This is a genomic window from Streptomyces dangxiongensis (assembly GCF_003675325.1).
GTDB classification, from domain to species: Bacteria; Actinomycetota; Actinomycetes; order Streptomycetales; family Streptomycetaceae; genus Streptomyces; species Streptomyces dangxiongensis.
In genome coordinates, this window is record NZ_CP033073.1 from 1,795,819 (window position 1) to 1,818,587 (window position 22,769).

Below are 22,769 nucleotides of genomic sequence, written 5' to 3' on the forward strand. Positions count from 1 at the left end.
TTACTTGCGGATCAGGCTGCGCAGCACGTACTGCATGATGCCGCCGTTGCGGTAGTAGTCGGCCTCACCGGGGGTGTCGATGCGGACGACCGCGTCGAACTCGACACCGGTGTCGGTGGTGACCTTGACCGTGCGCGGCGTGGTGCCGTCGTTCAGCTCGGTCACACCGGCGATGGAGAAGGCCTCCTCACCGGTCAGGCCGAGGGACTCGGCGTTCTGGCCCTCCGGGAACTGGAGCGGCAGGACGCCCATGCCGATGAGGTTCGAGCGGTGGATACGCTCGTACGACTCGGCGATGACGGCCTTCACACCCAGCAGCGCGGTGCCCTTGGCGGCCCAGTCGCGGGACGAGCCGGAGCCGTACTCCTTGCCCGCGAGGACCACCAGCGGGATGCCCTGCTCGATGTAGTTGCGCGAGGCGTCGTAGATGAACGACACCGGGGCGTCCGCCTGGGTGAAGTCGCGGGTGTAGCCGCCCTCGGTGCCCGGCGCGATCTGGTTGCGCAGGCGGATGTTGGCGAACGTACCGCGGATCATGACCTCGTGGTTGCCGCGGCGGGAACCGTAGCTGTTGAAGTCGCGGCGCTCCACACCGTGCTCGGTGAGGTACTGGCCGGCCGGGGTGTCGGCCTTGATCGCACCGGCCGGGGAGATGTGGTCGGTGGTGACCGAGTCGCCGAGCTTGGCGAGGACGCGGGCGCCGGCGATGTCCTCGACCGGGGCCGGCTCCATGCCCATGCCCTCGAAGTACGGGGGCTTGCGGACGTAGGTGGACTGCGGGTCCCACTCGAAGGTGTTGCCGGTGGGGACCGGCAGCGACTGCCACTGGGCGTCGCCGGCGAAGACGTCCTGGTAGGACTTGGTGAACATGTCCTCGCCGATGGCGTTGGCGACGACGTCGTTGACCTCGGCCTCGGAGGGCCAGATGTCCTTCAGGTAGACCGGGTTGCCGTCCTGGTCGGTGCCCAGGGCGTCACGGGTGATGTCCACCTTCATGGAGCCCGCGAGGGCGTACGCGACGACCAGCGGCGGGGACGCCAGGTAGTTCATCTTGACGTCGGGGTTGATGCGGCCCTCGAAGTTCCGGTTGCCGGAGAGGACCGAGGTGACCGCGAGGTCGTGGTCGTTGACGGCCTTGGAGACTTCCTCCGGCAGCGGGCCGGAGTTGCCGATGCAGGTGGTGCAGCCGTAGCCGACGAGGTTGAAGCCGACTTTGTCCAGGTAGGGGGTCAGGCCCGCCTTCTCGAAGTAGTCGGTGACGACCTTGGAGCCCGGGGCGAGGGTGGTCTTGACCCACGGCTTGCGGGTCAGGCCCTTCTCGACCGCCTTCTTGGCCACCAGGGCGGCGGCGACCATGACGTACGGGTTGGAGGTGTTGGTGCAGGAGGTGATGGCCGCGACCGTCACCGCACCGTGGTCCAGCTCGTAGGTGGTGCCGTCGGGGGCGGTCACCTGGACCGGGTTGGACGGGACGGCACCGGTGCCCTCGCCGTGCTGCGGCGCGCCGGCGCCGTTCTCCTGGTGGCCGTAGGCCGGGGCGTCGGAGGCCGGGAAGGACTCGTCGCTGGCCTCGTCGACCGGGGAGGCGGCCGTGTCCTGCTGCCCGGCGGGCGCCTCGGCGTAGTTGAGGACGTCCTTGGCGAACTGCTGGGCGGCCTCGGCGAGGATGATGCGGTCCTGCGGGCGCTTCGGGCCGGCGATGGACGGCACGACCGTGGACAGGTCCAGCTCGAGCTTCTCGGAGAAGTCCGGCTCGGCCTGCGGGTCCAGCCAGAGGCCCTGCTCCTTGGCATAGGCCTCGACCAGGGCGACCTGCTGCGCGGAGCGGCCGGTCAGGCGCAGGTAGTTCAGGGTCTCGTCGTCGATCGGGAAGATCGCGGCGGTGGAGCCGAACTCCGGCGACATGTTGCCGATGGTGGCGCGGTTGGCCAGGGAGGTGGCGGCGACGCCCTCGCCGTAGAACTCGACGAACTTGCCGACCACACCGTGCTTGCGGAGCATCTCGGTGATGGTGAGCACGAGGTCGGTGGCGGTGGTGCCGGCGGGCAGCTCACCGGTCAGCTTGAAGCCGACGACGCGCGGGATGAGCATGGAGACCGGCTGGCCGAGCATGGCGGCCTCGGCCTCGATGCCGCCGACGCCCCAGCCGAGGACACCGAGGCCGTTGACCATGGTGGTGTGCGAGTCGGTGCCGACGAGGGTGTCGGGGTACGCCTGGCCGCCCCGGACCATGACCGTGCGGGCCAGGTGCTCGATGTTCACCTGGTGGACGATGCCGGTGCCCGGCGGGACGACCTTGAACTCGTCGAACGCGGTCTGGCCCCAGCGCAGGAACTGGTAGCGCTCCTTGTTGCGGCCGTACTCCAGCTCGACGTTCTGCTTGAAGGCGTCGTTCGTGCCGAACTTGTCGGCGATGACGGAGTGGTCGATGACCAGCTCGGCCGGCGCCAGCGGGTTGATCTTGGCCGGGTCGCCACCCAGCTCCTTGACGGCCTCACGCATCGTGGCGAGGTCCACCACGCAGGGAACGCCGGTGAAGTCCTGCATGATCACGCGGGCCGGCGTGAACTGGATCTCCTGGGAGGGCTGGGCCTGGGAGTCCCAGTTGGCGATTGCGCGGATGTGGTCGGCGGTGATGTTCGCGCCGTCCTCCGTGCGGAGCAGGTTCTCCAGCAGGACCTTGAGGCTGTACGGCAGGCGGGCCGAGCCCTCCACCTTGTCCAGCCGGAAGATCTCGTACGACTCGTCGCCCACCGGCAGCGTGCTGCGGGCGTCGAAGCTGTTCGCCGACACGACAGTCTCCTTCATTGATGTGCGCGTACCACCGTCAATCCTGCCGCCATGCCGACCGGGCCGATCCGCTAAGGTCAGGCTAACTTAGGTGGCCCTTACTGACGTGGCGACCGCGGTGCGCCTCGGCAGATATCTCGATGTCGAGATAACTCTAGTACATGGGCGCCGGATGGTCATGCCCGACCCGGCCCGGCACGCGTTCCGGACCGGCGCACAGGGCGACCACCGGTCCCGCCCGGCGGCGGTGCCGGCCGCATCCGGGGCGTCCGGGACGAGACGGCCGAAGCGTGCGCCATTTCCCCCGACACCGACCGGTTTGCCCGCATGCTCCGGATGTCGCGCGAGGACCGGGCAGCGGGGTTGACGGGACGTCACCACAGTCACCCGAAGAGGCGTCACCCGAACGGCCCCTCCAACGGGCGCCATCTCATATCTGAGATAGCCTCAACCTCATGTCAGACGACTACCTCGTACGCATCGGCAAGCTCATCCGTGACGCCCGGCAACACCGGGGCTGGACGCAGACGCAGCTCGCGGAGGCGCTCGGCACCAGCCAGAGCGCCGTCAACCGCATCGAGCGCGGCAACCAGAACATCAGCCTTGAGATGATCGCCCGCATCGGCGAGGCCCTCGACAGCGAGATCGTGTCACTCGGATACGCGGGCCCGATGCATCTGCGCGTGGTCGGCGGACGCCGCCTGTCCGGCGCCATCGACGTCAAGACCAGCAAGAACGCGTGCGTGGCCCTGCTGTGCGCCTCACTGCTGAACAAGGGGCGCACGGTGCTGCGCCGGGTGGCGCGGATCGAGGAGGTGTACCGCCTGCTGGAGGTCCTCAACTCCATCGGTGTGCGCACCCGCTGGATCAACGACGGCGTCGACCTGGAACTCGTCCCGCCCGCCGAGCTGGAGATGGCGGCGATCGACGCGGAGGCCGCCGTCCGCACCCGCTCGATCATCATGTTCCTCGGCCCGCTGCTGCACCGCGTGGACCACTTCAAGCTGCCCTACGCCGGCGGCTGCGACCTGGGCACCCGCACCATCGAGCCGCACATGATCGCGCTGCGCCGGTTCGGTCTGGACATCGCGGCCACCGAGGGCCAGTACCACGCGCAGGTGGACCGCACGGTCCGCCCCGACCGGCCGATCGTGCTGACCGAGCGCGGCGACACCGTGACCGAGAACGCGCTGCTGGCCGCCGCCCGGCACGACGGCGTCACCGTCATCCGCAACGCGTCCTCCAACTACATGGTCCAGGACCTGTGTTTCTTCCTGGAGGCGCTCGGCGTCAAGGTGGAGGGCATCGGCACCACCACGCTCACCGTGCACGGCGTGCCGAACATCGACACCGACGTCGACTACTCCCCCTCCGAGGACCCGGTCGAGGCGATGAGCCTGCTCGCCGCCGCCGTGGTGACCGAGTCGGAGCTGACGGTGCGCCGGGCCCCGATCGAGTTCCTGGAGATCGAGCTGGCGGTCCTGGAGGAGATGGGCCTCGACCACGACCGCAGCCCCGAGTACTTCGCGGACAACGGCCGCACCCGGCTGGTGGATCTCACGGTCCGCCCCTCCAAGCTCGAAGCCCCGATCGACAAGATCCACCCCATGCCCTTCCCGGGCCTGAACATCGACAACGTCCCGTTCTTCGCGGCCATCGCGGCGGTCGCGTCGGGCCAGACCCTCATCCACGACTGGGTCTACGACAACCGCGCGATCTACCTCACCGACCTCAACCGCCTCGGCGGCCGGCTCCAACTCCTGGACCCGCACCGGGTACTGGTCGAGGGCCCGACCCGCTGGCGCGCCGCCGAGATGATGTGCCCGCCGGCGCTGCGCCCCGCCGTGGTCGTCCTGCTGGCGATGATGGCGGCCGAGGGCACGTCGGTCCTGCGCAACGTGTACGTCATCAACCGCGGCTACGAGGACCTCGCCGAACGCCTGAACTCGATCGGGGCGCAGATCGAGATCTTCCGGGACATTTGATGCGATGATGCCGCCGCACCCCGTCTGACCTGCTGTTTAGCGGGTCAGAGAGTGGTACGGCGGCATCTCTGGGACTTCTCTGGGACTTTGGGCCTGCGGCGGGCTACGGGCCACGCTTCACAGGCTCTGCCGACCGACCGCAGCTACGCGAAGATCGCGTCGATGGCGGCGCTGCCTCGTGCGCCGGCGCGGGGCAGGAAGTGGGAGTACTTCCGCAGCGTGAACCCGGGGTCGGAGTGCCCCAGCCAGCGTGCCAGGGAGACTATCGATTCGCCAGCCTCCAGTTCCTCGGAGGCGTAGAAGTGGCGGAGGGCGTGGAAGCCGTGCTCCCGGGACGGCTCCCACACGCGAGCACCATCGGTGCTGCCCTCGTCCAGCGGGGCGATCACGCCCGCCGTTGCCAGAGCGGGCTTCCACACATAGGAGTTGAAGTAGTTCCGGTTGATAGCCTTCCGCTCGCGTCCCGTCACCAAGAGGTCATAGGTCCTCGGCCGCCGGTGTTTGGCCTCCACCGGCGTCTCGGCCGGAGTCGGGTCGTCCCAGGGCAGAGTCACCGGCACCGGCGCGAACTGCTCCATGTGCTGCCGGGTGGCCCGGGCCACGCTGGACGGCAGCGGCACATCCCGGACCTTGCGCCCCTTGGGGAGCGCGAAACACAGCTTCGTCCGCACCATCTTGACCTGCCGCCGGACGTGCACGACTCCCTTCTCGAAGTCGATGTCGTCTGCTGCGAGCCCGAGGGCCTCCCCTTGGCGGAGCCCGAGACCTGCCCCAATCACAAGGAGGAGCCGGTAGCGGTCCGGCAGAGCCTCCCGTACGGCCAACACCCGTTCAGGCAGCCACGTGTCAACCCTGCCGGGGGTCGCGGGCGGAGGCCCGACCGTGCTGGACCGACATGGGTTACGTCCGAGGCGACGGTCCTCGACGGCAGCCTGGAGGACGCTGGAGAGCGTTGCCCAGACAAGACGGATGGAGGTCGGACCGAGGTCCTTCTCCAACCGCTTCTTCCAGTGACGCAGGACTTCCGTCCCGATGGCGTTGAGCGGCTGAGTACCCAGGTGGGGGACGATGTGCCGCCGTACCCTCTGCTCGATCCGCTCAATCGTGGACGGGTCACCGCTCTGCGTTGGCCACCAATGCGTTGCGATGTAGTCCTTGAGGGAGATGGCCCCATCGCGGGGATCGACGAACTCGCCTCGGCGTGCGTCGGTCTGGGCCTGGGCGAGCCAGGTTTTGGCGTCCTGGAGGGCGTCGAAGGAACGGTCCTTGACGCCGGGAATGCCCTTGACGCGGTAGCGGGTGCACTTGCCGTGCATGGCGGTGCGATCGCGTTTGCCGGTTTTCGGATTCGGGCGCTTCTTCAGCCATCGGTCTTCTATGTAGCCAGCCAATTGGAACTTTGCAATGGGGGCGCCGACGGCGTTCTACGGCGCTTGGGAGCAGTCAGGCAGCGGTAATGCGGGCGGAACGCTCCTGGAGCCGGGCACTAAGAGGTCGTTTCTGATGGCGTGATCGCTCGTTGATCCGTGCATGACGGATTTGGTGGAGCGGTTGGTGCCGGATGAGCTGTGGGTGCTGTTCCGACGGGTGGTCCCGCCGACGGAGGTCATACGCCCGCAGGGCGGCGGGCGACGTCGGGCTGGTGACCGCGAATGCCTGGCAGCGATCATCTTCGTGGCCACCTCGGGCTGCACGTGGCGGCAGCTGCCGCCGGTGTTCGGGCCGGCCTGGCCCACGGTCTACCGGCGCTTCGCCCAGTGGAGCCGGGACCGGGTCTGGGCCAGACTGCACCGGGTCATCCTGGACGAACTCGGCGCTCGGGGCGAGCTGGACTGGTCGCGGTGCGCGATCGACTCCGTCAGCGTCCGGGCGGCAAAAAGGGGCCACTGACGGGACCGAATCCGACCGACCGTGGCAAGCCGGGATCGAAAATCCACCTCATCACCGACCGAAACGGCGTGCCGCTGTCGCTGGGTGTCTCCGGCGCCAACATGCACGACAGCCTCGGCCTGCAACCGCTCGTGCGCGGGATCCCGCCCATCCGCTCCCGCCGCGGCCCGCGCCGTCGGCGTCCGGCCAAGCTCCACGCAGACAAGGGCTACGACTACGACCACCTGCGGATATGGCTTCGCGAACGTCGCATCCGCCACCGCATCGCCCGCAAGGGCATCGAGTCCTCCACGCGGCTCGGCCGACACCGCTGGGTCGTCGAGAGAACGGTCTCCTGGCTGGCCGGATGCCGAAGGCTGCACCGCCGTTACGAGCGAAAGGCCGAGCACTTCCTGGCCTTCGTCGGCATCGCCGCAGCCCTCATCAGCTACCGCCGACTCACCAAGTGAAACGACCTCTTAAGCGGGTTGAGGGCCGGGTTGGAGCGGGAGTCAGCCTGCTCCTGCTCGCGGACCCAGGCGTCGAGGGCTTCCACCCGGTACGTGACGCGACCACGAGGGCCCATGCGGAAGCTCGGCGGTCCCTGCCGACGATGGCGCCAGACGTAGAGGGTGTGAGGTGAGAGGCCGAGGTAATCGGCGGCGTCTTTCACGGTCAGAAAGGCCGTCCGTACGGCTACGGAGGAAGCCGTGGGGGCAGGCGGTATCGCCGATCGGTGCATGGCAGGGTTTCCTTTCGGGGAGAGCGAGGAGCGACAGGGACGCGGCAGCATCACCTCGCGCGGAGTGCGCCAGGACGGCCACCTGCCGGCGGCACACGCTGCCTACGGCAATACGCCGCAGCAGAGCTGCCCCGCGCCTCCTCTTGCCAATGCGAAGCGGCCCGCGTCCGCCACGACTCCACCGCCAAGCGCAGCCGAAAAGCGAACACCTTCATGTTCGCGACGATCGCCGGTTTGGCTAATCGGCGATCGTCGGCTATGTTGCCCGCCGCATCACGCGCCCAACGCCTGCCTGGCCTCCCCGCCGGCAGGGGGAAGTACGTACGAGCACGCGGCTACGGGCGCGCCGTCCGAGGCGACCGTTAGCAGACCGCCGTCCGTGAGCCGGTCGAGATTCACCGTGACGCGGCGCTCGCGAATCCCGAGGGCACGCTTGCCGTGTTGTCGCACCCGGATGCCGTGCCACGTGCACGAGGCTGACATGATCGTCGCGGTAGCCTCGCTGCAAGAGATCCTCACCGAAAAGGCCAGCCGCGCAGACGGAAACACAGAGCTCCGTGGAGACCGCAAGGTAGTCACCGGCCGTTTGGCCGCCCCAGGCATTCAGGCCACCGAGGGCAAAGAGCACGGGCGAAGTGAAGCGAGCAGATCGGATAGCAGACTCGGACAGACGGGCTCCCAAGGTGGCGCCACGCCAGCGGGCCAACCCTCCCGACGCCCACCCCAAGTGGTTTCGGAGAAGTGAGTGCAACAGAGCGGAGGCACCGCCTGGCCTGGATTTTTGCGGGACGTTGTACGTTGACATGCCCTCGCGCAGCTATCCAGTCTTTCTGCGGTCTTCCTTGTCTGCCGTAGGCGAATGCGTCGCTTTGGAAATTCGGAGGCATCGCGGCACAGAGTCAGATTGCGGATCAAGCGGTGCGTCTAAAACGAGGTAAGGCCGCCCATAAGACGAGTTGCTACTCCCGTGAACAGCAGGTAGTGGGCTACATGATCCCCTTCCATCGCCACGGCGGCGCCCCGGCCCGGCCGCGCAAGCAGTCAATGCGGTATTGCGCCTCCCGCTGCCACTCCGGGCGGCTGGCAGCGTGCTGCGCGGCATACGTCGTCATACGCAACTCGCGTGCGCCAGCGAGGAGTTCGTACCCTTCCCACTCCGTGACGTCGACGCCGTAGGTCTCGCAGAACGCGGCGTACTCCTCGGCAGACACCGCGCCGGTCGTCGTGAGCTTCACTGCGGTCGACACGAGATCCCACTCCGGCGGGCCAAACGAAGCGCGCTCGAAGTCCATCAACACCGGGCCGGCCTCCGTGCGCGCCACGTTACCGACCCATGCATCCCCGTGGACTACACACTCCGGCAGGCCCTTCGGCCTCGAAGCCCATTGCCGCTTGAGATCTTCAAGCCTGCTGCTCAGCCACTGCCGGTCGTCGTCAGAAGTTGTGCTCGCTGCGTCGATGCGCTCAACCAGCCGGACGAACGGGTCCAGCTCACCCAGCGGCAGGTCTGGTTTCGGAAGGAAATGCAGTTGCTTGAGGAGCACGACGACGTCGGTGACGGTACCGATTTCGTGTGGCGGCAGCTCTTGCCAGAACGTCACCGGGTGCCCGCTAGCTGCTATCGGCTGCCACAGGTCAAGGGCGCGTACGGCGGGCACGCCCTGGGCCGCCAGCCAGCGGGCGACCCAGGGCCGCGTCGTTCAGGTGATGTGTCCTGGTTGATCACATGATGCCGAGGGTGATCAGTGGACGGTTGGCGTCGCGGGTGTGGTGGCGGAGTCCAGCGGCGATGTTCGTCTGGTTGGCGAATCGGAGAGCGCCGATCGATGTTGGGGCCGGCGGCGGCCACGCGGTCGGTGCGGATGACGATGCCGTCCAGGTTGAGGTGGGTGTAGCCCGCCGCTGCCGCCCGCTCCAGAGCGGTGGACAGGTCGGGCGCGTGGTCGGCGAGCACGGTCAGCCCTTCGTGCAGGTAGCGGTACGCGGTCGGGGTCGCGATGCCGTTGTCGCGGGCGAGTTGGACCAGACGGCTGCCGTCGACGAACCAGCGCAGCACCAGCACTGCCTGTTTGAACGGGCCCAGCGCCCGGGTGCCCTTGCGGGTGCCGAGTCGCTCGCGGTGTTAGGCGAGCAGCTTCGCGAGGTGCTCGGCGGTGGCCCTGCTGACGTCGAGCACGGCGGTGTAGGTGATACTCGTCAACGCGTGAAGCCTCTTGCCGGGAACGTGATCTTCGCAGACCTGTTCCTACCAGGGGCTTCTCGTGTTTCTGACGTCAGGTCAGTCTCCGCCGGGGGCACTGACGGCTCGTCACGTAGCGCAACTGTCACGTTGCTGAGAAGACCTCACTGTGCGCCAACGTACAGCGAACATCCCCTGCGTACCCTGGCATTTTCGCCGCCCAAGCGGAGCCGACCTCCCCTCTTCGCGGGCCTGTGTCGGCCGTGGGGAACCCTGTGACAAGATCCGCTGGCATGTCATCTGTCATGTCCTCTGCCGTGCCTTCGTTGCCTTCGTCGCCCACGGGCCCCTCAAGAACCGGTCGCCGTCTGCTGGTCGCCCTGCTCGCGCTGCTCGCGACAGCAGGCTCCACCGTGGCCGAGGCCGGCACGCCGTCCGGCCCGGCGCCCGGCGCCGCGGTGAGAGCGGCCGAACCCGCGACGCCCGACCGCCCCAGCTACGACGTGAAGCTGCGCGCCGACGCCGACGGCTCCCACTGGGCGGGCCGGCAGACGGTGTCCTTCCGCAACGCCTCCAGCCGGCCCCTGCGTGAGTTGTACATACGCCTGTGGGGCAATGGCGAGGACGGCTGCGGGACATCCGGAAGACCGTCCCCCGTCCGCGTCTCCCACGTGCGCGGCGGCACTCCGGGCCGCCCCGGCGTGAAGTGCACGGCGCTGCGCATCGCTCTGCCGAGGCCGCTCGCACGCGGTGAGCGGACGGCCGTCTCCTTCGACGTGGCCCTCACCGTGCCCGCACGCAACAACCGCTTCGGCCGCGAAGGCGCGTTCCGCTTCCTGGGCAACGCGCTGCCGGTCCTCGCCGTGCACGACGCGAGGGGGTGGCACCTCGATCCGTATGTGTCGTACGGCGAGAGCTTCTACACCCTGGCGAGCGACTTCCGGGTGCGCCTCGACCACCCGTCCGCCCTCAAGGTCCCGGCGACCGGCAGCACATGGACCCGCCCCGGCGGTACCGGGCGTACGGTCACCCACAGCGTCGCCAAGCGGGTGCGGGACTTCGCATGGGCGGCGGGCCCGTTCCGCACCGCGACCCAGACCTCGCCCGACGGCGTGCGAGTGAAGTCGTACTGGTCGCCTAACACGCCCGCCGCCGGTGTCCGCCTCAACCGCAAGGACGGCGTCGCCGCCATCGACCGGTTCGGCAGGGAGTTCGGCCGCTATCCGTACGGCGAGATAGACCTCGTGATGACCCCCGGGTTCGCCGGCGGCATGGAGTACCCCGGCCTGGTCATCCTCGGCACCGAGGAGGAGGGCGGCGCCACCGTCCATGAGATCGCCCACCAGTGGTGGTACGGCGTCGTGGGCAACGACGAGTACAACTCGCCCTGGCTGGACGAGAGTTTCGCTCAGTACGCCAACGCGCGCTACTACCGCTGGGACGGGTTCGAGTGCTCGCCGGACGGCTCCTGGCCGAGCGCCACCGCCGCGCTCACCAACTCGATGGCCTACTGGTCTACACACCGTGGCGAGTACTTCCAGGTCTTGTACGGGATCGGCCCCTGCGTCCTGGCCGACCTGGAGCACGTCCTCGGGGCCGGCACCATGGCGCGCCTCATCAAGAAGTACGCCCACGACCACTGGTACGGCGTCTCCACCACCGTCGACTTCAAGAAGGCCGCACAGTCGATGACGCACAGGGACCTCGGCCCCTTCTGGCGGAAGCATCGCATCCGCTGAAGTCGCACTCCGCTCGCGGGTGACGGGCGTACCCCGTCGGCGCCACGATGACGGTGACCGACGGGGTACGCGGGCAGGGCGGCGTCGTTCCGGCGGTGCATCCGGGTTGATGGGGCTTCAGGAGCTGGGGCAGGACTGCGGGGTGGTCGGCGGGGGCTGACGCGGAGGCAGGCACGACTTCCGGTGATCACGAGGTGTCGAGTCCCTGATCACCACGACGGAAGACCGTGCCTGCCCGCTCATCCTCGCTCATCCCGCGCCCTCTGGGCCAACTCGCCGACACCGCGCCGGCCGTCCCCGATGACCTCCCCGGCCTGCTGACCTGCCTGGCTCAGGTGCCCGATCCCCGCCGGGACCAGGGCCGACGCCACCCGCTCGCCTTCGTCCTCTCCCTGGCCGCGTGCGCGGTCCTGGCCGGAGCGAAGTCCCTGGCCGCGATCGCGGAGTGGGCCGCCGACGCCCCGCCCGACGTCCTGGCCCGGCTCGGTGGCCCATGCCGGGAGCCGGGCCGCGGCCCCGTCGCCCCGGCCGAGGCCACCGTGCGTCGTGTCCTCCAACGCATCGACGGCGACGCGCTGGATACAGCCGTCGGAAGTTGGCTCGCCGGGCGCGAACGCGCCGCCGGCCGGGAGGAGAACGACAGCGACCGGCGGCCCCTGCCCTCCCTCGCCGTGGACGGCAAGACCGTGCGCGGTGCCCGCCGCACCGACGGCACCCAGGTCCATCTGCTCGCCGCGATGACGGGGACCGGCCTGGTCACCGCCCAGCGCGAGGTGGACGCCACGACCAACGAGATCACCGTCTTCCAGCCCCTGCTTGCCCCGCTCAACCTGCACGGCACGGTGGTCACCTTCGACGCCCTCCACTCGCAGACCGCCCACGCGCGCTTCCTCGTCGAGGACAAGCACGCCCACTACATCGCGCTGGTCAAGGGCAATCAGCCCACCCTGCACCAGTGGCTGAAGGCCCTGCCATGGCGGGAAGTGCCACTCCTGGACAAGACGCGGGCCACCGCGCACGGCCGCGACGAGATCCGCCGGATCAAGGCCGCCGCCGTCGCCGGGATCGCGTTCCCACACGCGGTGCAGGCCGTCCAGATCGTGCGCCGCCGACGGATCGCCACCACCGGCAAGGTCACCCTGGAACGCATCTACGGCATGACCGACCTGACCGCGGAGCAGGCCGACGCAACCGAGATCGCCCGCCGCGTCCACGGCCACTGGGGCATCGAGAACGAGATCCACCACGTCAGGGACACCACGTACGCCGAGGACGCCTCCCACGTACGCACCGGCACCGCTCCCCGTGCCATGGCATCCCAGCGCAACCTGGCCATCGGCGCTCTTCGACTCGCCAACCAGACGAACATCGCCGCTGGACTCCGCCACCACACCCGCGACGCCAACCGTCCACTGATCACCCTCGGCATCATGTGATCAACCAGGACACATCACCTGAACGACGCGGCCCTGCCCCATGGGAAGGCCAGGACAGCTCGCCGGTGACGGGCAGCGCCTCCACGTCTCCACGGGCCTTTTACTGTCTATGCAGGGGCTCCAGCCCCAAACCGTCCAGCATGAAGGCACCCGGCGCAACCAGCTGCGCACATCGCGCTGCAGGCCCGCTCGGCCGCGCAGACACCACAAGATGATCTCTATGACGCACCGCGTTGGCCCTCACCGGCCGCGCCGCCCCGTACATCGCCGCGCATGTCCCCGCTGAGGTCGACAAACACCTGGCCAAGATGGCCGCCCACTTCGAGATACCGGACCGGCGGGCACGCCGCGTGCTTATGGAGCAGAGGACGGGGATAGCGAGCTGACACGGAGATCGAAGCCTGGGGTCATCATCTGATGACAAAGGACGGGATCGTACGGCAGCGCGCCCGGCGAGGCTCGAATGCTCAAGCAGGCTGGCTGATGAGGTGTGCACGCGCCTAAACCGGTATCATAGACCGCCTCTCCCGCTCACCAGTTCCTCAGAAGGGTTGCCTCACCGCTTGAAATGCGATAACGCGACCATGACCGCGAACCGCGAACCGCGAACCGCGAACCGCGAACCGCGAACCGCGAACCGCGAACCGCGAACCGCGAACCGCGAACCGCGAACCGCGAACCGCGAACCGCGAACCGCGAACCGCGAACCGCGCGAGTGAAGCACAACTCACCCTAGAGCAACCGCGGGTAGTCGTCCGAGGTGGTCGTGAACGGTAGGAGCGGCCCACATCTTCGTGTACCTGTAGGCGACGATGCCCATCGATGGAGCACCTTCCGCGGCGAGAAGACGCTGATCGTGGCCGCGCGTACGGTCACATCGACCGCACGCGTTTTGGAATGCCTGCCGGCCCTCTTGCGTGGGGACAGCCGGGTCACCGTCGTCTTCGCCTACGATCCCACGTCCGCCTTCAGCGACGGCGTTCTCGATCTGCTCCACGACGCCGGCTGTCGGATCGTGCCCTGGTCACAGCTGGGGAGCATCGCACCCGACCTGATCCTGTCCGCCAGCGAGAACATCGACGTACCGGAAGGCGACTGCCCCGTACTGGTACTGCCGCACGGCGTCGGCTTCCAAAAGCTCGTACCGGACTCCCGGGCCCCACGCTCCCGGCTGTCCGGCGTCGTACCGGACTCGCTGCTCGAGTCTGGACGCGCCTGGCTTGCCGTCTCGCATCCCGATCAGGAACAGCAGCTGCTCGCCACCCACCCCAAGACTGCGGGCCGCACACTGCTCATCGGGGATCCGTGCTTCGATGAGCTGACCGTCAGTCTGCCTCAAGCCGCCGCCTACCGGCGTGCCCTGGGGGTCGCCGACGGCCGGCGTCTGGTGGTGGTCAGCTCCACCTGGGGTCCGACATCGCTCCTCGGCCGGTACCCACAACTGCCTGCCGAGCTTCTCGCTGCGCTGCCGTATGACGAATACCGGGTGGCCGCGGTCATCCACCCCAATGTGTGGTCGGCGCACGGGTCCTGGCAGATCCGTACCCTCCAGGCTGCGGCGCTGGAAGCAGGGCTGCTGCTGATGCCACCCGTCCACGCTTGGCGCTCCGCGCTCGTCGCAGCGTCTGTCGTCGTGGGTGATCACGGATCGGTGACACTGATGGGTGCCGCACTCGGCAAGCCAGTGCTGCTCGCGGCTTTCGGCAGTGACGCGGTACCCGGCACAGCGGTCGCGCACCTCGGACAGGCTGCACCTCAGCTCGACGATCCGCGAGGTGACCTGCGCCAGCAGATCGAGGATGCCGTCCAGGGCCACATTCCCGAGCGCTACGCCGCGATCTGTGATCTCGCCTTCGCGGAACCGGGGCTGGCGCTCACTCGGCTCCGTGCGACCTTGTATCGCTTGCTCAAACTGGCGGAGCCGACCTCCAACACACCGCCGGTGCTGTCGCTGCCGCACCCCGATCCCCCGGCGGCGACCGTGACCTCATGGCTGGTGACCACTGCCGCCACCGCGGCTGCGGCCGAGCACTCAATGGTTGCCGTTCGCCGTCACCCCGCGGCCGTTTCCGGTGACCGTCAGGAAGCGGCTGACACATTTGTGCACCTGGCATGCGACGAGGAGGAACGGGACCACCGGCTGACCGAGAGTGCCTCGGTAGTGGTGCGCCGGCGCCCCGCTGATACCGCGGTCAGCGCCCTTGGCTGGATCCGAGAGACACTGCACCGCCTCCCCGGCAGCCTCGTCGCCGCCGTGCCCCTGAACGGGAACAGCTTCCTGCTGGGCACACGCGACGGGCCGATCGTGGAGGCGACGGTCACCGGGCCAACCATCGACCCCGGCCTGCCGGCGGCACTTGTCTACACCTGCCTACGTGCTGGCCTCCCCCTCGACGGCGTGTTCATGACCTTGCGGATCGGCGACGTGCGGGAGGAGGTCGGTCTGCGCCTCCGACTACCGTCCGACTCCAGGCAGTGAGGCGAACCCTTCCTCGTCAGGCAATGCCGTCGCCCTCAGCGTCCGGTCCGGTCATGCGGTCACGCAGCTTCTCCGCCTCCGGGCTGCCACCTGCCTCGTAGATCTGGCAGGCCCGTGTGAGGTGCTCTCGTACGGTTTCGCAGGCGCCGCCGGTCCGCTCGACGATGTCGGCAAGCCGAACCCGGGCCTGTGCCTCGTAGTGGCTCGCCTGCTCCTCCTCCAATGCCCGGACGGCGTCCCTCAGCACACGCGCCGCCGCATCCGTGTCACCCAGATGCTCGTGGACAGTACCGATGGCAGCCAGGACCCGGGCGGCCATACGCCTGTCGTGGCGATCCATGAGCCCTTGATGGGCGCTGCGCAGAGTGCTCAGCGCGGCCTCGTGGTGGCCGGCAGTGTCCTGTGCGCAGCCCAGGAAGTACGTGGCGATGGCTACCCCGCGCCACTCCTCGGCCTCGGTGTTGAGTTCGACGGAGCGCCGGTATGCCTGGACGGCGCGGTCGGCGTCGAAGCGGTCCCAGTAGCGGCCGAAGAACTCGTGCACGGACGCGTTCAGCGCCGTGTTGGCTGACACTTCCGCGCAAGCAACAGCCTTATCCAGCTCCACGCGCGCCTGGTCGTACTGGCCGAGGTCCATCAGTGGCCGCGACAGCAAGCTGCGCAGCCGCGCCTCCGCGGCCGGCACCATGGCCTCGGCAGCCGCGGCCGCGCCCAGCTCCAAGGACTCCTTCCACTCCCCCAGGTAGCGGCGGTGCAGGAACAGCACCGTAAAGGCTTCCGCCAGCTGCCACACGTGCTTGTGCAGAGCCAGTCGTGATGCCTCCCGCAGCACGGCGAGGATGGTGGCACGCTCGGCGTCCAGCCACTCCAGGGGCGCCGGGCCATCGTCGGCTGAGAAGGGGTTCGGGGCGCTGCGAAGGAGGTCGGTCAGGTTTGCGATCCGCAGCCGGTCTTCGCGCACCGCGCGGTCGGCGCACGCGGTGAGAGCGAGATAGTGGGTGGCCACCCGCTCCACCACTGCGCGCTGCGTAAGCTGCGGCTCTTGTTGGTCGGCGCGCTCCCGGGCGTGCAGCCGCACAAGATCGTGGAAGCGGTAGCGGCGTTCCTCTGTCACATCGAGGAGGCTCGACCTCACCAAGGTGGCCAGCAACGACCTCGCTGTCGATACGTCGATATCCGCAGCGACAGCGGCCGTGCCCGCGTCGAAGGTGCGGCCAGGGAACCAACCCAGGATTCGGTACAGGTGCGCGGCGTCTGCTGGGAGATCGCGATAGCTCAACTCGAGTACGGCGGACACGGAATGGTCCCCTCCCAGCGACAGCCCTTGCAGGCGGCGGGTCTCGTCAGCCAGTTCCTCGGCAAGCTCACTCATGGTCAGATCACCCGTGGGCAGCAGGCGGGCAGCCACCAACTGCAGGGCCTTGGGCAGGCCACCGCAGAACCCGACGAGCCGCTCGGCCGCGTGCCGCTCGGCCTCCACGGCCGCCTCGCCACACCTGTCGGCCAGCAACTGCAGGCCGCTGTCCATGTCCAAAGGGTCAAGGTAGACGGGGCGTGCCCCGTCCAGAGCCAGCTCGGAAAGCTTGCCGTTGCTGGTGACCAGCATGACGCTCCCCGGCCCCTTGGGCACGAGAGGTCTGACCTGAGCGGGCTGGTTGACGTCATCGAGAACCACCAGGACGCGCCGGTCCGCGGTCCTCGAGCGGAACAGCGAGGTCCGCTCCTCCAGGGACTTCGGGATGTACGCATCGTCCACCCCAAGGGCTCTCAGGCACATGGCCACCGCCTCCGATACATCACCCCCCGCCCGGCTGCGCAACATCGCGTAGTCGACGTAGATCTGCCCGTCTGGGAACTGCGCCCGGGCCTTCTCCGCCCAGCGGCAGGCGATAGCGGTCTTGCCGACCCCAGGCATCCCCGAGATCACGCCGTATCCGACCCTGCCCGCTCCGCTCCCTTCTTCGCTCACACAGTCGTCCAGCAGAGCCAGGTCCGCTGACCGATTGATGAACCGGACCGTCAGAGGGGGCACTTGATCCGGCCGGAACGTGGGACCGGACGGGAGTGGCGCCTGAACGTTGAACGTGATGCCGCCATGAATCTGCTGGGACTGAACGCTCGGCCCGTTGACGCTCCCGGACAGTTCGTTCCGGACGTACGGCTCCGCGCGCCGGTCGTCGAAACTCTCACTCATTTGGCTGCCTCGCGCTGGGTCCCTGAGGGACAGAACCCGAGCTGTAGAACGTCAGGCTGGAGAACTGCTGCCCCTGGATCACGGGCCCGTTCTGCACTCCGCCATTGACGCTGTTGTGCACGGTGACTGCCGCGTCACTTCCCGCTCCCGGGGCAAGTTCCGCCAGCAGCAGGCGCAGCTCCTCCGCAGCCCCGGGGTCCGCCTGGAGAGCACGACGCAGCCTCAGCCGCCATCCGGCCTCGATGTCCGCCACAGCCAGTTCGTCATCCGACGCGCGAGCCGCCACGAGCTCCTGCTCGGACAACCGCAGCTCCTCGTCGACCGTCTCCTCATTCGCGCCCCGGGCAAAGAACCGTGCCACCCGTTCACGCGCCTGCGACCATGTCTCCGACACCATCAGCCCGACCAACGTCGTCGCCCCCGACGCCGCCAGCGCCGCCAACTCCGCCTCCATCAATCCCCCTTGCAGCAACACAGGACAGTGAACTCGCTGAAGCCACCGTAGGGAGATCACGGAGACTTGGGTAGTTGGGTAGTCGGCCGTAACCATCGCCAACAGTCACTTCGGTCGCCTCTAGCCGACCGCGGAAGCCCTCTGGAGGACCACCGTGCTCCCTCTCTGCGGCGCTGACTACATGCAAGAAACTGGGCCAGGGGTTAGCAAAGACAGCAGGGCACCAGACAGATGCTGGAGCGCGTCGGTGGCGCGCAAACCGGCTTGAGTCGCCGGTACGATCAGCTCCATGCCGCAAGAGGCCCCTGGCTATGTTTCCCCACTCGGTAGGACCGATGCGCCTTTTTCCGATTCTTCAGGTATAATCGATAATTTGCGGGCAGCGGGCAGCGGGCAGCGGGCAGCGGGCAGCGGGCAGCGGGCAGCGGGCAGCGGGCAGCGGGCAGCGGGCAGCGGGCAGCGGGCAGCGGGCAGCGGGCAGCGGGCAGCGGGCAGCGGGCAGCGGGCAGCGGGCAGCGGGCAGCGGGCAGCGGGCAGCGGGCAGCGGGCAGTACTCCTTGCCGTTCGTTCAGCGGGAGCTCTGCACCGGCTTCTCGATGTACTGCCCGTCTTCGAGGGCGACGAGCGCGTCCTCGTCCGTTTTACCCTGGTGCCAGGGTCCGTGTTCGACGCAGACGCCTTCGCAGCCCTAGAGCGCTCCGGTGCACGTACGGTCAGCTGGGAAGAGGCGCGAGCCAGCGAGCACGACCTGATCCTGACTGCGAGTCCGAAGGGTGCGTTGCGGGTCCTTTCCGGTCCCGGGGTGCTGCTTCCGCACGGTGCGGGCTTCAACAAGACCGTCAGCGGTGACGGTTCGCCACGGATTCCGTCCGGACTTGACCCCCACTACCTGCTCGTGGACGGCGAACCGTGGGCCGCGCTCCATGCGCTGGCGCACGACGAACAACTCACCCGCCTCGCCGAGTACTGCCCATCGGCCGCCGCGCGGGCGGCCGTGGTGGGTGACCCAACTCTGGACCGGCTGCTCGGCTCACTCGCCCACCGGGGGAACTACCGTTCGACCCTGGGAACGGGCGAGCGCCGACTCATCGTGCTCACGTCCACCTGGGGGCCTGAGTCGCTGCTCGCCCGGCGGCCCGAGCTGCCGGGCGAGCTCATCAGCCAGCTCCCGCACGACGAGTACCAGCTCGCCCTGGTCCTTCATCCCAATGAGTACAGCCGGACCAGCGCGTTCGACCTCTCCCGTCACCTCGCCCCCGCCCTGTCAGGGGGCCTGGCGCTGGCCAGGCCATACGAGGAATGGGCCGCCCTCCTGGTTGCGGCCGATGCCGTGGTCACCGACCACGGATCCACCGCCCTTTACGCTGCTGCCCTCGGCCGACCGGTCATCGGGGCGTACGACGGTGGCAGCGAACTGATACCCGGCAGCCCGATGGCAAAGATGCTCGCCCAGGTTCCCCGGCTGGCTAAAGCCGCCGATCTGGTGCATGTCCTCCCGGCCGCCGAAGCCCACGACACCCGGGGTTTCGCCGAGGCAGCCTTCGCCCTGCCCGGCCAGGCCCTGCAACGCCTCCAATCCGAGCTCTACTCTCTGCTGAGGCTCCGGCCGCGGACCGTCCCAGTGGCCCCGCATCCGCTTCCTCACCCAGCCGCACCCCAACGTCCTCTGGCACTCGCGGTGCGGGCCGAGGTGTCCGGGTGCCGGATCAGCATCGAACGGTTCCCCTCGTTCACCTCCGAGGCGGTGCACCACCTGGCGGCCGAACACCCGGAAGCCGGCCAGCGCCACGTGCAGAGCGCGTCGGTGTTGTGGCGCCGTGCCCGGCCTGCCTCCCCCGCGCCGCACACCAGCACCTGGACGGCGGCCGGCTGGACGGCCCGGGTACTGGAAGACGCCCCGGGCTGCCGGACCGCCGCTGCGATCCTCTCTCCGGAACGGTGCCTGGTCCGGCACCGATCGGCGGGGCCGCTCAGCATCCGCATCGAGCCCTGCACAACCACCGACCGCGTCCTGCGCACCGATCCTGGGGCAGTAGTGTCGGCGGTCCATGCCTGGCTCGGCGCCACCCCGCAGTGGGCGCTGCCCGTATCGCTCGTCTGCGAGATCGGTCCCCTCACGGTCCGTGTCGGGTTGGCCCCGGCCGACGAAGCCGACCTCACCTACGAGCTCTGACCACCGTCAGGCAGAGCGCCCGAGCGTGCGGCCAGCAGCTGGGCCGCCGTCCGGTACTCCTCCGCTTCGGCGGTTTCGCCCAGCTCATCAGCGAGTGCAGCCAGTTCCTCCAGGACGCGCGCCTCATCGAACGTCGAACCCCGCTCGCGGGCGTTCACCAGCGCCGCACGTACCAGACCGCCCGCTTCCGCCGCACGCCCGGCGCGCCTCAGCGCACGACCGAGCTCGAAGCCGGCCCGCGATGTCATGCGCTCCCGGTCCTGCTCTCGCGCCATGCTGTGCGCCGTGCTCAGCAGGGCAACCGCCCGCTCAGGCTCGCCCTGGCTCAGGGCGGTGCGGCCCAGCAGGTAGGTCTGGAGCAGCACGCCGTAGGCGTTTTCGATCGCTGCGTGGACTTGCCTGGCGGCTTCGAAGTCCGCGGTTGCGCCGGTCCAGTCCCGCTGCGCGGACTTCAGCAAGCCCTGGAACTCCCTCACGGACGCCTTCAGTTTGCGTTCCTGCGCAGACTCGCCCAGGGCTTCGGATGCACCCAGAGCGTGCCGCAGCTGCTCCGCAGCCTCGTCATACCGTTCCTGCTCCCACAGCGGCCTGGCCAGCTGGCACCGCATCCGCACCATCGCCGGCAGGCACTCCAGGCGATCGGCGGCTGCTACGCCTGTGCGGAAAGCGTCCGTGACGTCCGCGTAATGCGGGTGATCAAGGAAGTGTGTCCACAGCGGTTCGCACAGTGCCCAGGCGTCCTCGTACAGCTCAGTCTCGAAGGCCAGGCGAACACAGCCGTACAGAGCGAGCCGCTGCGATTCCAGCCACCTCAGGGCCTGTGCCTTACCAGCGAAATCGACGTCGGGTACGTCCTCGACCACCGCAACGGGGTCTGCAAAGGTCATGCGCGGGCCGGCGGCCAGCAGATCCGCCCGGCCTGCTTGGCGCCTGTACCAACGGATAAGCCTGCGACGCGCCTCGGCCCGGCCCACACCTTCCGGATCCGTCTGGCGTGCGCGGCGCTCGGCATGCCCTCGCAACAACTCGTGCATCCGGTACCCCTCGGGCCTGTTCTCCAGCAGCCCCGCCGACTCCAGCTCCTCCAGCGCGTCCTCCGCCGGCAGGAGACCGCCACCAAGGAGCGCGGCGGCAGCCGGGCACGTGATGACAGGAGCAGGATACTGCGGCAGCAGGCAGTAGAGACGGCCAGCCTCCGGCCCCAGCCCTGAGCATGCGGCGTCCCAGACTGCCTCGATCATGGGGAGGCCCCTCTCGTGCAGCTCTGCGGTGAGCTCAGCGACCAGCCGGGACAGGCTGCGCCGACGGTATTTGCGGACCCACTGGCCAGCCACCTGGAGGGCCGCAGGCAGCCCACCACAGCTGCGGGCGAGCTCCGCCACGGCGTCCGGCTCCGCCTCGAGCCGCGGGTCGTCCACAATGTGCCTGAGCAATCGCACCGCATCGTCCACGGCCAACGGGTTCACAGGCACCTCGACCGCGGCCACGCCGTCGAGATCGTAGAGCAGCCCCTGGCTCGTCACGATCGCCAGGCTCTGCGCGGAAGCCGGAAGCAGTGGTACGGCCTCAGCCCCATAGCGGGCGTTGTCGATCACCACGATGAGACGCTTGTCCCGAGAGCGTGTCCAGTACTGCTTCGAACGGCCGGCAAAAGACCGCTCCAGCCAATCCGGTGAGACACCCAGACCGGTGAGCAGTTCCCCGACAGCGTCCGCCACCTCCACCACCCCATCCCGGCGCAGGTCGTCGAGATCGACGTACAACACACCGTCGGGATACCTGTCGCTGAGCTGACGCGCAACATGGAATCCCAATGCCGTCTTGCCGATCCCGCCGATCCCAGTCAACGCCACCACGAGCGGCCCAGCGTGGCCCCTGTGCCCCTCTGCAGCTTGTGCGATGCGCTCCTGCTCGGCCTGCCGGTCCTCGAAGTAGGCCAACGCGGGCGGCAACTGAATCGGCGTTGGCTGAGGCGACACACCCGCCCCGTGCAGGTGTTGATGCACCTCGCCAATACGACCAGCCTGGACTACCACGTCCGCCCGTCCGTCCAGACTGTTGTACGTCTCCTCGCTCATCCCCCAACACTAGGGCGCGTGAGGCGGCCTGACGGAACATAGCCTCGATTCAGGGAACCCCCTTCCGCGCTCTGACTTCCAGCGCTCCCGCCCCACCTCGCGGGCCAGTCGCACACTGAGAACCAGACCGCACTCGGACAGGACCCTGCGTGTCCTGGCGCCAATCGGAGGCCCCCTCGTGCAGCTCGTCCTTCCCGTGCATACCGTGCCCGTAGGCGGCTACATAGCGGCGGCCGTCCTGCTCGGCCCCACCACATCGGGAATCTCCGCCGCTTCACCCGTCGTGTCATCTCCCTGAGCCCGTCGACCTCGACCGGAGTGGGCGGATTTCACCGCCGCAGAGCGCGCATGGACCTCCTGCGCTCCATCCCCGTCCAGCACCACCGCGAGCCCGCCGTACGCGAACTCCCTCGCATGAGGAAGCCGAGACACCCTCCGCAAGCCCCCACAGACCCGGGGCCCTGCTGCATTACGCGCACACGGCCGCCACAGACTCAGGATCACGACCCGTCGCCGGGCCCTGATGTGCACCTAGATTTCAAGGTTGACGGCAAGCACATTGACATTGAGAAGGCGGCCGGTGTGCTGCGCGTCGGCGGCCTGCGGGCCTCCCGACCGGGCTCCCCCGACGGGCCATGCCCCAGCGCATCC

At 68.6% G+C, this 22,769-nt stretch carries 14 protein-coding genes and 1 pseudogene; 7 read left to right on the forward strand and 8 right to left on the reverse strand.

Annotated elements, in window-relative coordinates; translation table 11 throughout:
- Window positions 1–2,793: an aconitate hydratase gene (locus D9753_RS07935; protein ID WP_121790960.1), complete on the reverse strand. Its 2,793-nt coding sequence runs from the start codon at window positions 2,791–2,793 to the stop codon at window positions 1–3.
- A 452-nt stretch (window positions 2,794–3,245) separates the two neighbouring features.
- Here D9753_RS07935 and D9753_RS07940 point away from each other — a divergent pair, with 452 nt between their 5' ends.
- Entirely contained in the window at window positions 3,246–4,775 is a 1,530-nt protein-coding gene (locus D9753_RS07940) for a helix-turn-helix domain-containing protein (protein WP_121786363.1), read from the forward strand.
- A 143-nt stretch (window positions 4,776–4,918) separates the two neighbouring features.
- Here D9753_RS07940 and D9753_RS07945 read toward each other — a convergent pair whose 3' ends face one another.
- Complete coding sequence (locus D9753_RS07945) at window positions 4,919–6,139, reverse strand: tyrosine-type recombinase/integrase (RefSeq protein WP_121790961.1); 1,221 nt, start codon at window positions 6,137–6,139, stop codon at window positions 4,919–4,921.
- Window positions 6,140–6,305: 166 nt separating this feature from the next.
- Here D9753_RS07945 and D9753_RS07950 point away from each other — a divergent pair.
- Window positions 6,306–7,114, forward strand: a protein-coding gene (locus tag D9753_RS07950) for an IS5 family transposase (RefSeq protein WP_394346690.1) whose coding sequence is annotated in 2 segments (ribosomal slippage) — window positions 6,306–6,660 and window positions 6,660–7,114 — 810 coding nt in all. Because the reading frame shifts where the segments join, the coding sequence is not laid out codon by codon here.
- On the opposite strand, the gene D9753_RS07955 is transcribed toward D9753_RS07950, so the two are convergent.
- The 3 genes and pseudogenes from D9753_RS07955 to D9753_RS07970 form a co-directional block, all read right to left on the reverse strand.
- On the reverse strand, window positions 7,093–7,437 hold the full coding sequence (locus tag D9753_RS07955; protein WP_338057967.1) for a helix-turn-helix transcriptional regulator: 345 nt from the start codon (window positions 7,435–7,437) through the stop codon (window positions 7,093–7,095). The two genes, D9753_RS07950 and D9753_RS07955, sit on opposite strands and share 22 nt — an antisense overlap.
- A 935-nt stretch (window positions 7,438–8,372) precedes the next feature.
- Window positions 8,373–9,044, reverse strand: coding sequence for a phosphotransferase family protein (locus tag D9753_RS07965; protein WP_240468077.1), 672 nt, complete (start codon window positions 9,042–9,044; stop codon window positions 8,373–8,375).
- Window positions 9,045–9,112: 68 nt separating this feature from the next.
- Window positions 9,113–9,586, reverse strand: a pseudogene (locus D9753_RS07970) (IS5/IS1182 family transposase); the annotation flags it as partial.
- Between the two features lie 284 nt (window positions 9,587–9,870).
- On the opposite strand from D9753_RS07970, the gene D9753_RS07975 reads away from it, so the two are divergent.
- The 4 genes from D9753_RS07975 (at window position 9,871) to D9753_RS07990 (ending at window position 15,219) form a co-directional block, all read left to right on the forward strand.
- On the forward strand, window positions 9,871–11,304 hold the full coding sequence (locus D9753_RS07975; RefSeq protein WP_394346691.1) for a M1 family metallopeptidase: 1,434 nt from the start codon (window positions 9,871–9,873) through the stop codon (window positions 11,302–11,304).
- Window positions 11,305–11,531: 227 nt separating this feature from the next.
- On the forward strand, window positions 11,532–12,740 hold the full coding sequence (locus D9753_RS07980) for an ISAs1 family transposase (protein WP_121786369.1): 1,209 nt from the start codon (window positions 11,532–11,534) through the stop codon (window positions 12,738–12,740).
- A 233-nt stretch (window positions 12,741–12,973) separates the two neighbouring features.
- The gene (locus D9753_RS36430) at window positions 12,974–13,126 is read left to right on the forward strand and encodes a hypothetical protein (protein ID WP_163010650.1); all 153 of its coding nucleotides are present in this window, start codon (window positions 12,974–12,976) and stop codon (window positions 13,124–13,126) included.
- A 380-nt stretch (window positions 13,127–13,506) separates the two neighbouring features.
- A complete protein-coding gene (locus tag D9753_RS07990; RefSeq protein ID WP_394346692.1) occupies window positions 13,507–15,219 on the forward strand; it encodes a hypothetical protein in 1,713 nt (570 codons plus the stop codon).
- Between the two features lie 16 nt (window positions 15,220–15,235).
- On the opposite strand, the gene D9753_RS07995 is transcribed toward D9753_RS07990, so the two are convergent.
- Together D9753_RS07995 and D9753_RS08000 are read right to left on the reverse strand one after the other, a co-directional pair.
- Window positions 15,236–17,413: an ATP-binding protein gene (locus D9753_RS07995; RefSeq protein ID WP_121786372.1), complete on the reverse strand. Its 2,178-nt coding sequence runs from the start codon at window positions 17,411–17,413 to the stop codon at window positions 15,236–15,238.
- Window positions 17,406–17,867: a hypothetical protein gene (locus D9753_RS08000; protein ID WP_121790962.1), complete on the reverse strand. Its 462-nt coding sequence runs from the start codon at window positions 17,865–17,867 to the stop codon at window positions 17,406–17,408. The genes D9753_RS07995 and D9753_RS08000 overlap by 8 nt, the downstream gene beginning before the upstream one ends.
- Before the next feature lie 580 nt (window positions 17,868–18,447).
- Here D9753_RS08000 and D9753_RS08005 point away from each other — a divergent pair.
- Complete coding sequence (locus D9753_RS08005; protein WP_121790963.1) at window positions 18,448–20,040, forward strand: translation initiation factor 2; 1,593 nt, start codon at window positions 18,448–18,450, stop codon at window positions 20,038–20,040.
- Here the strand turns inward: D9753_RS08005 and D9753_RS08010 are convergent.
- Complete coding sequence (locus D9753_RS08010; RefSeq protein ID WP_121786373.1) at window positions 20,028–22,118, reverse strand: NB-ARC domain-containing protein; 2,091 nt, start codon at window positions 22,116–22,118, stop codon at window positions 20,028–20,030. The genes D9753_RS08005 and D9753_RS08010 overlap by 13 nt on opposite strands.
- Window positions 22,119–22,769 lie beyond the last annotated feature (651 nt).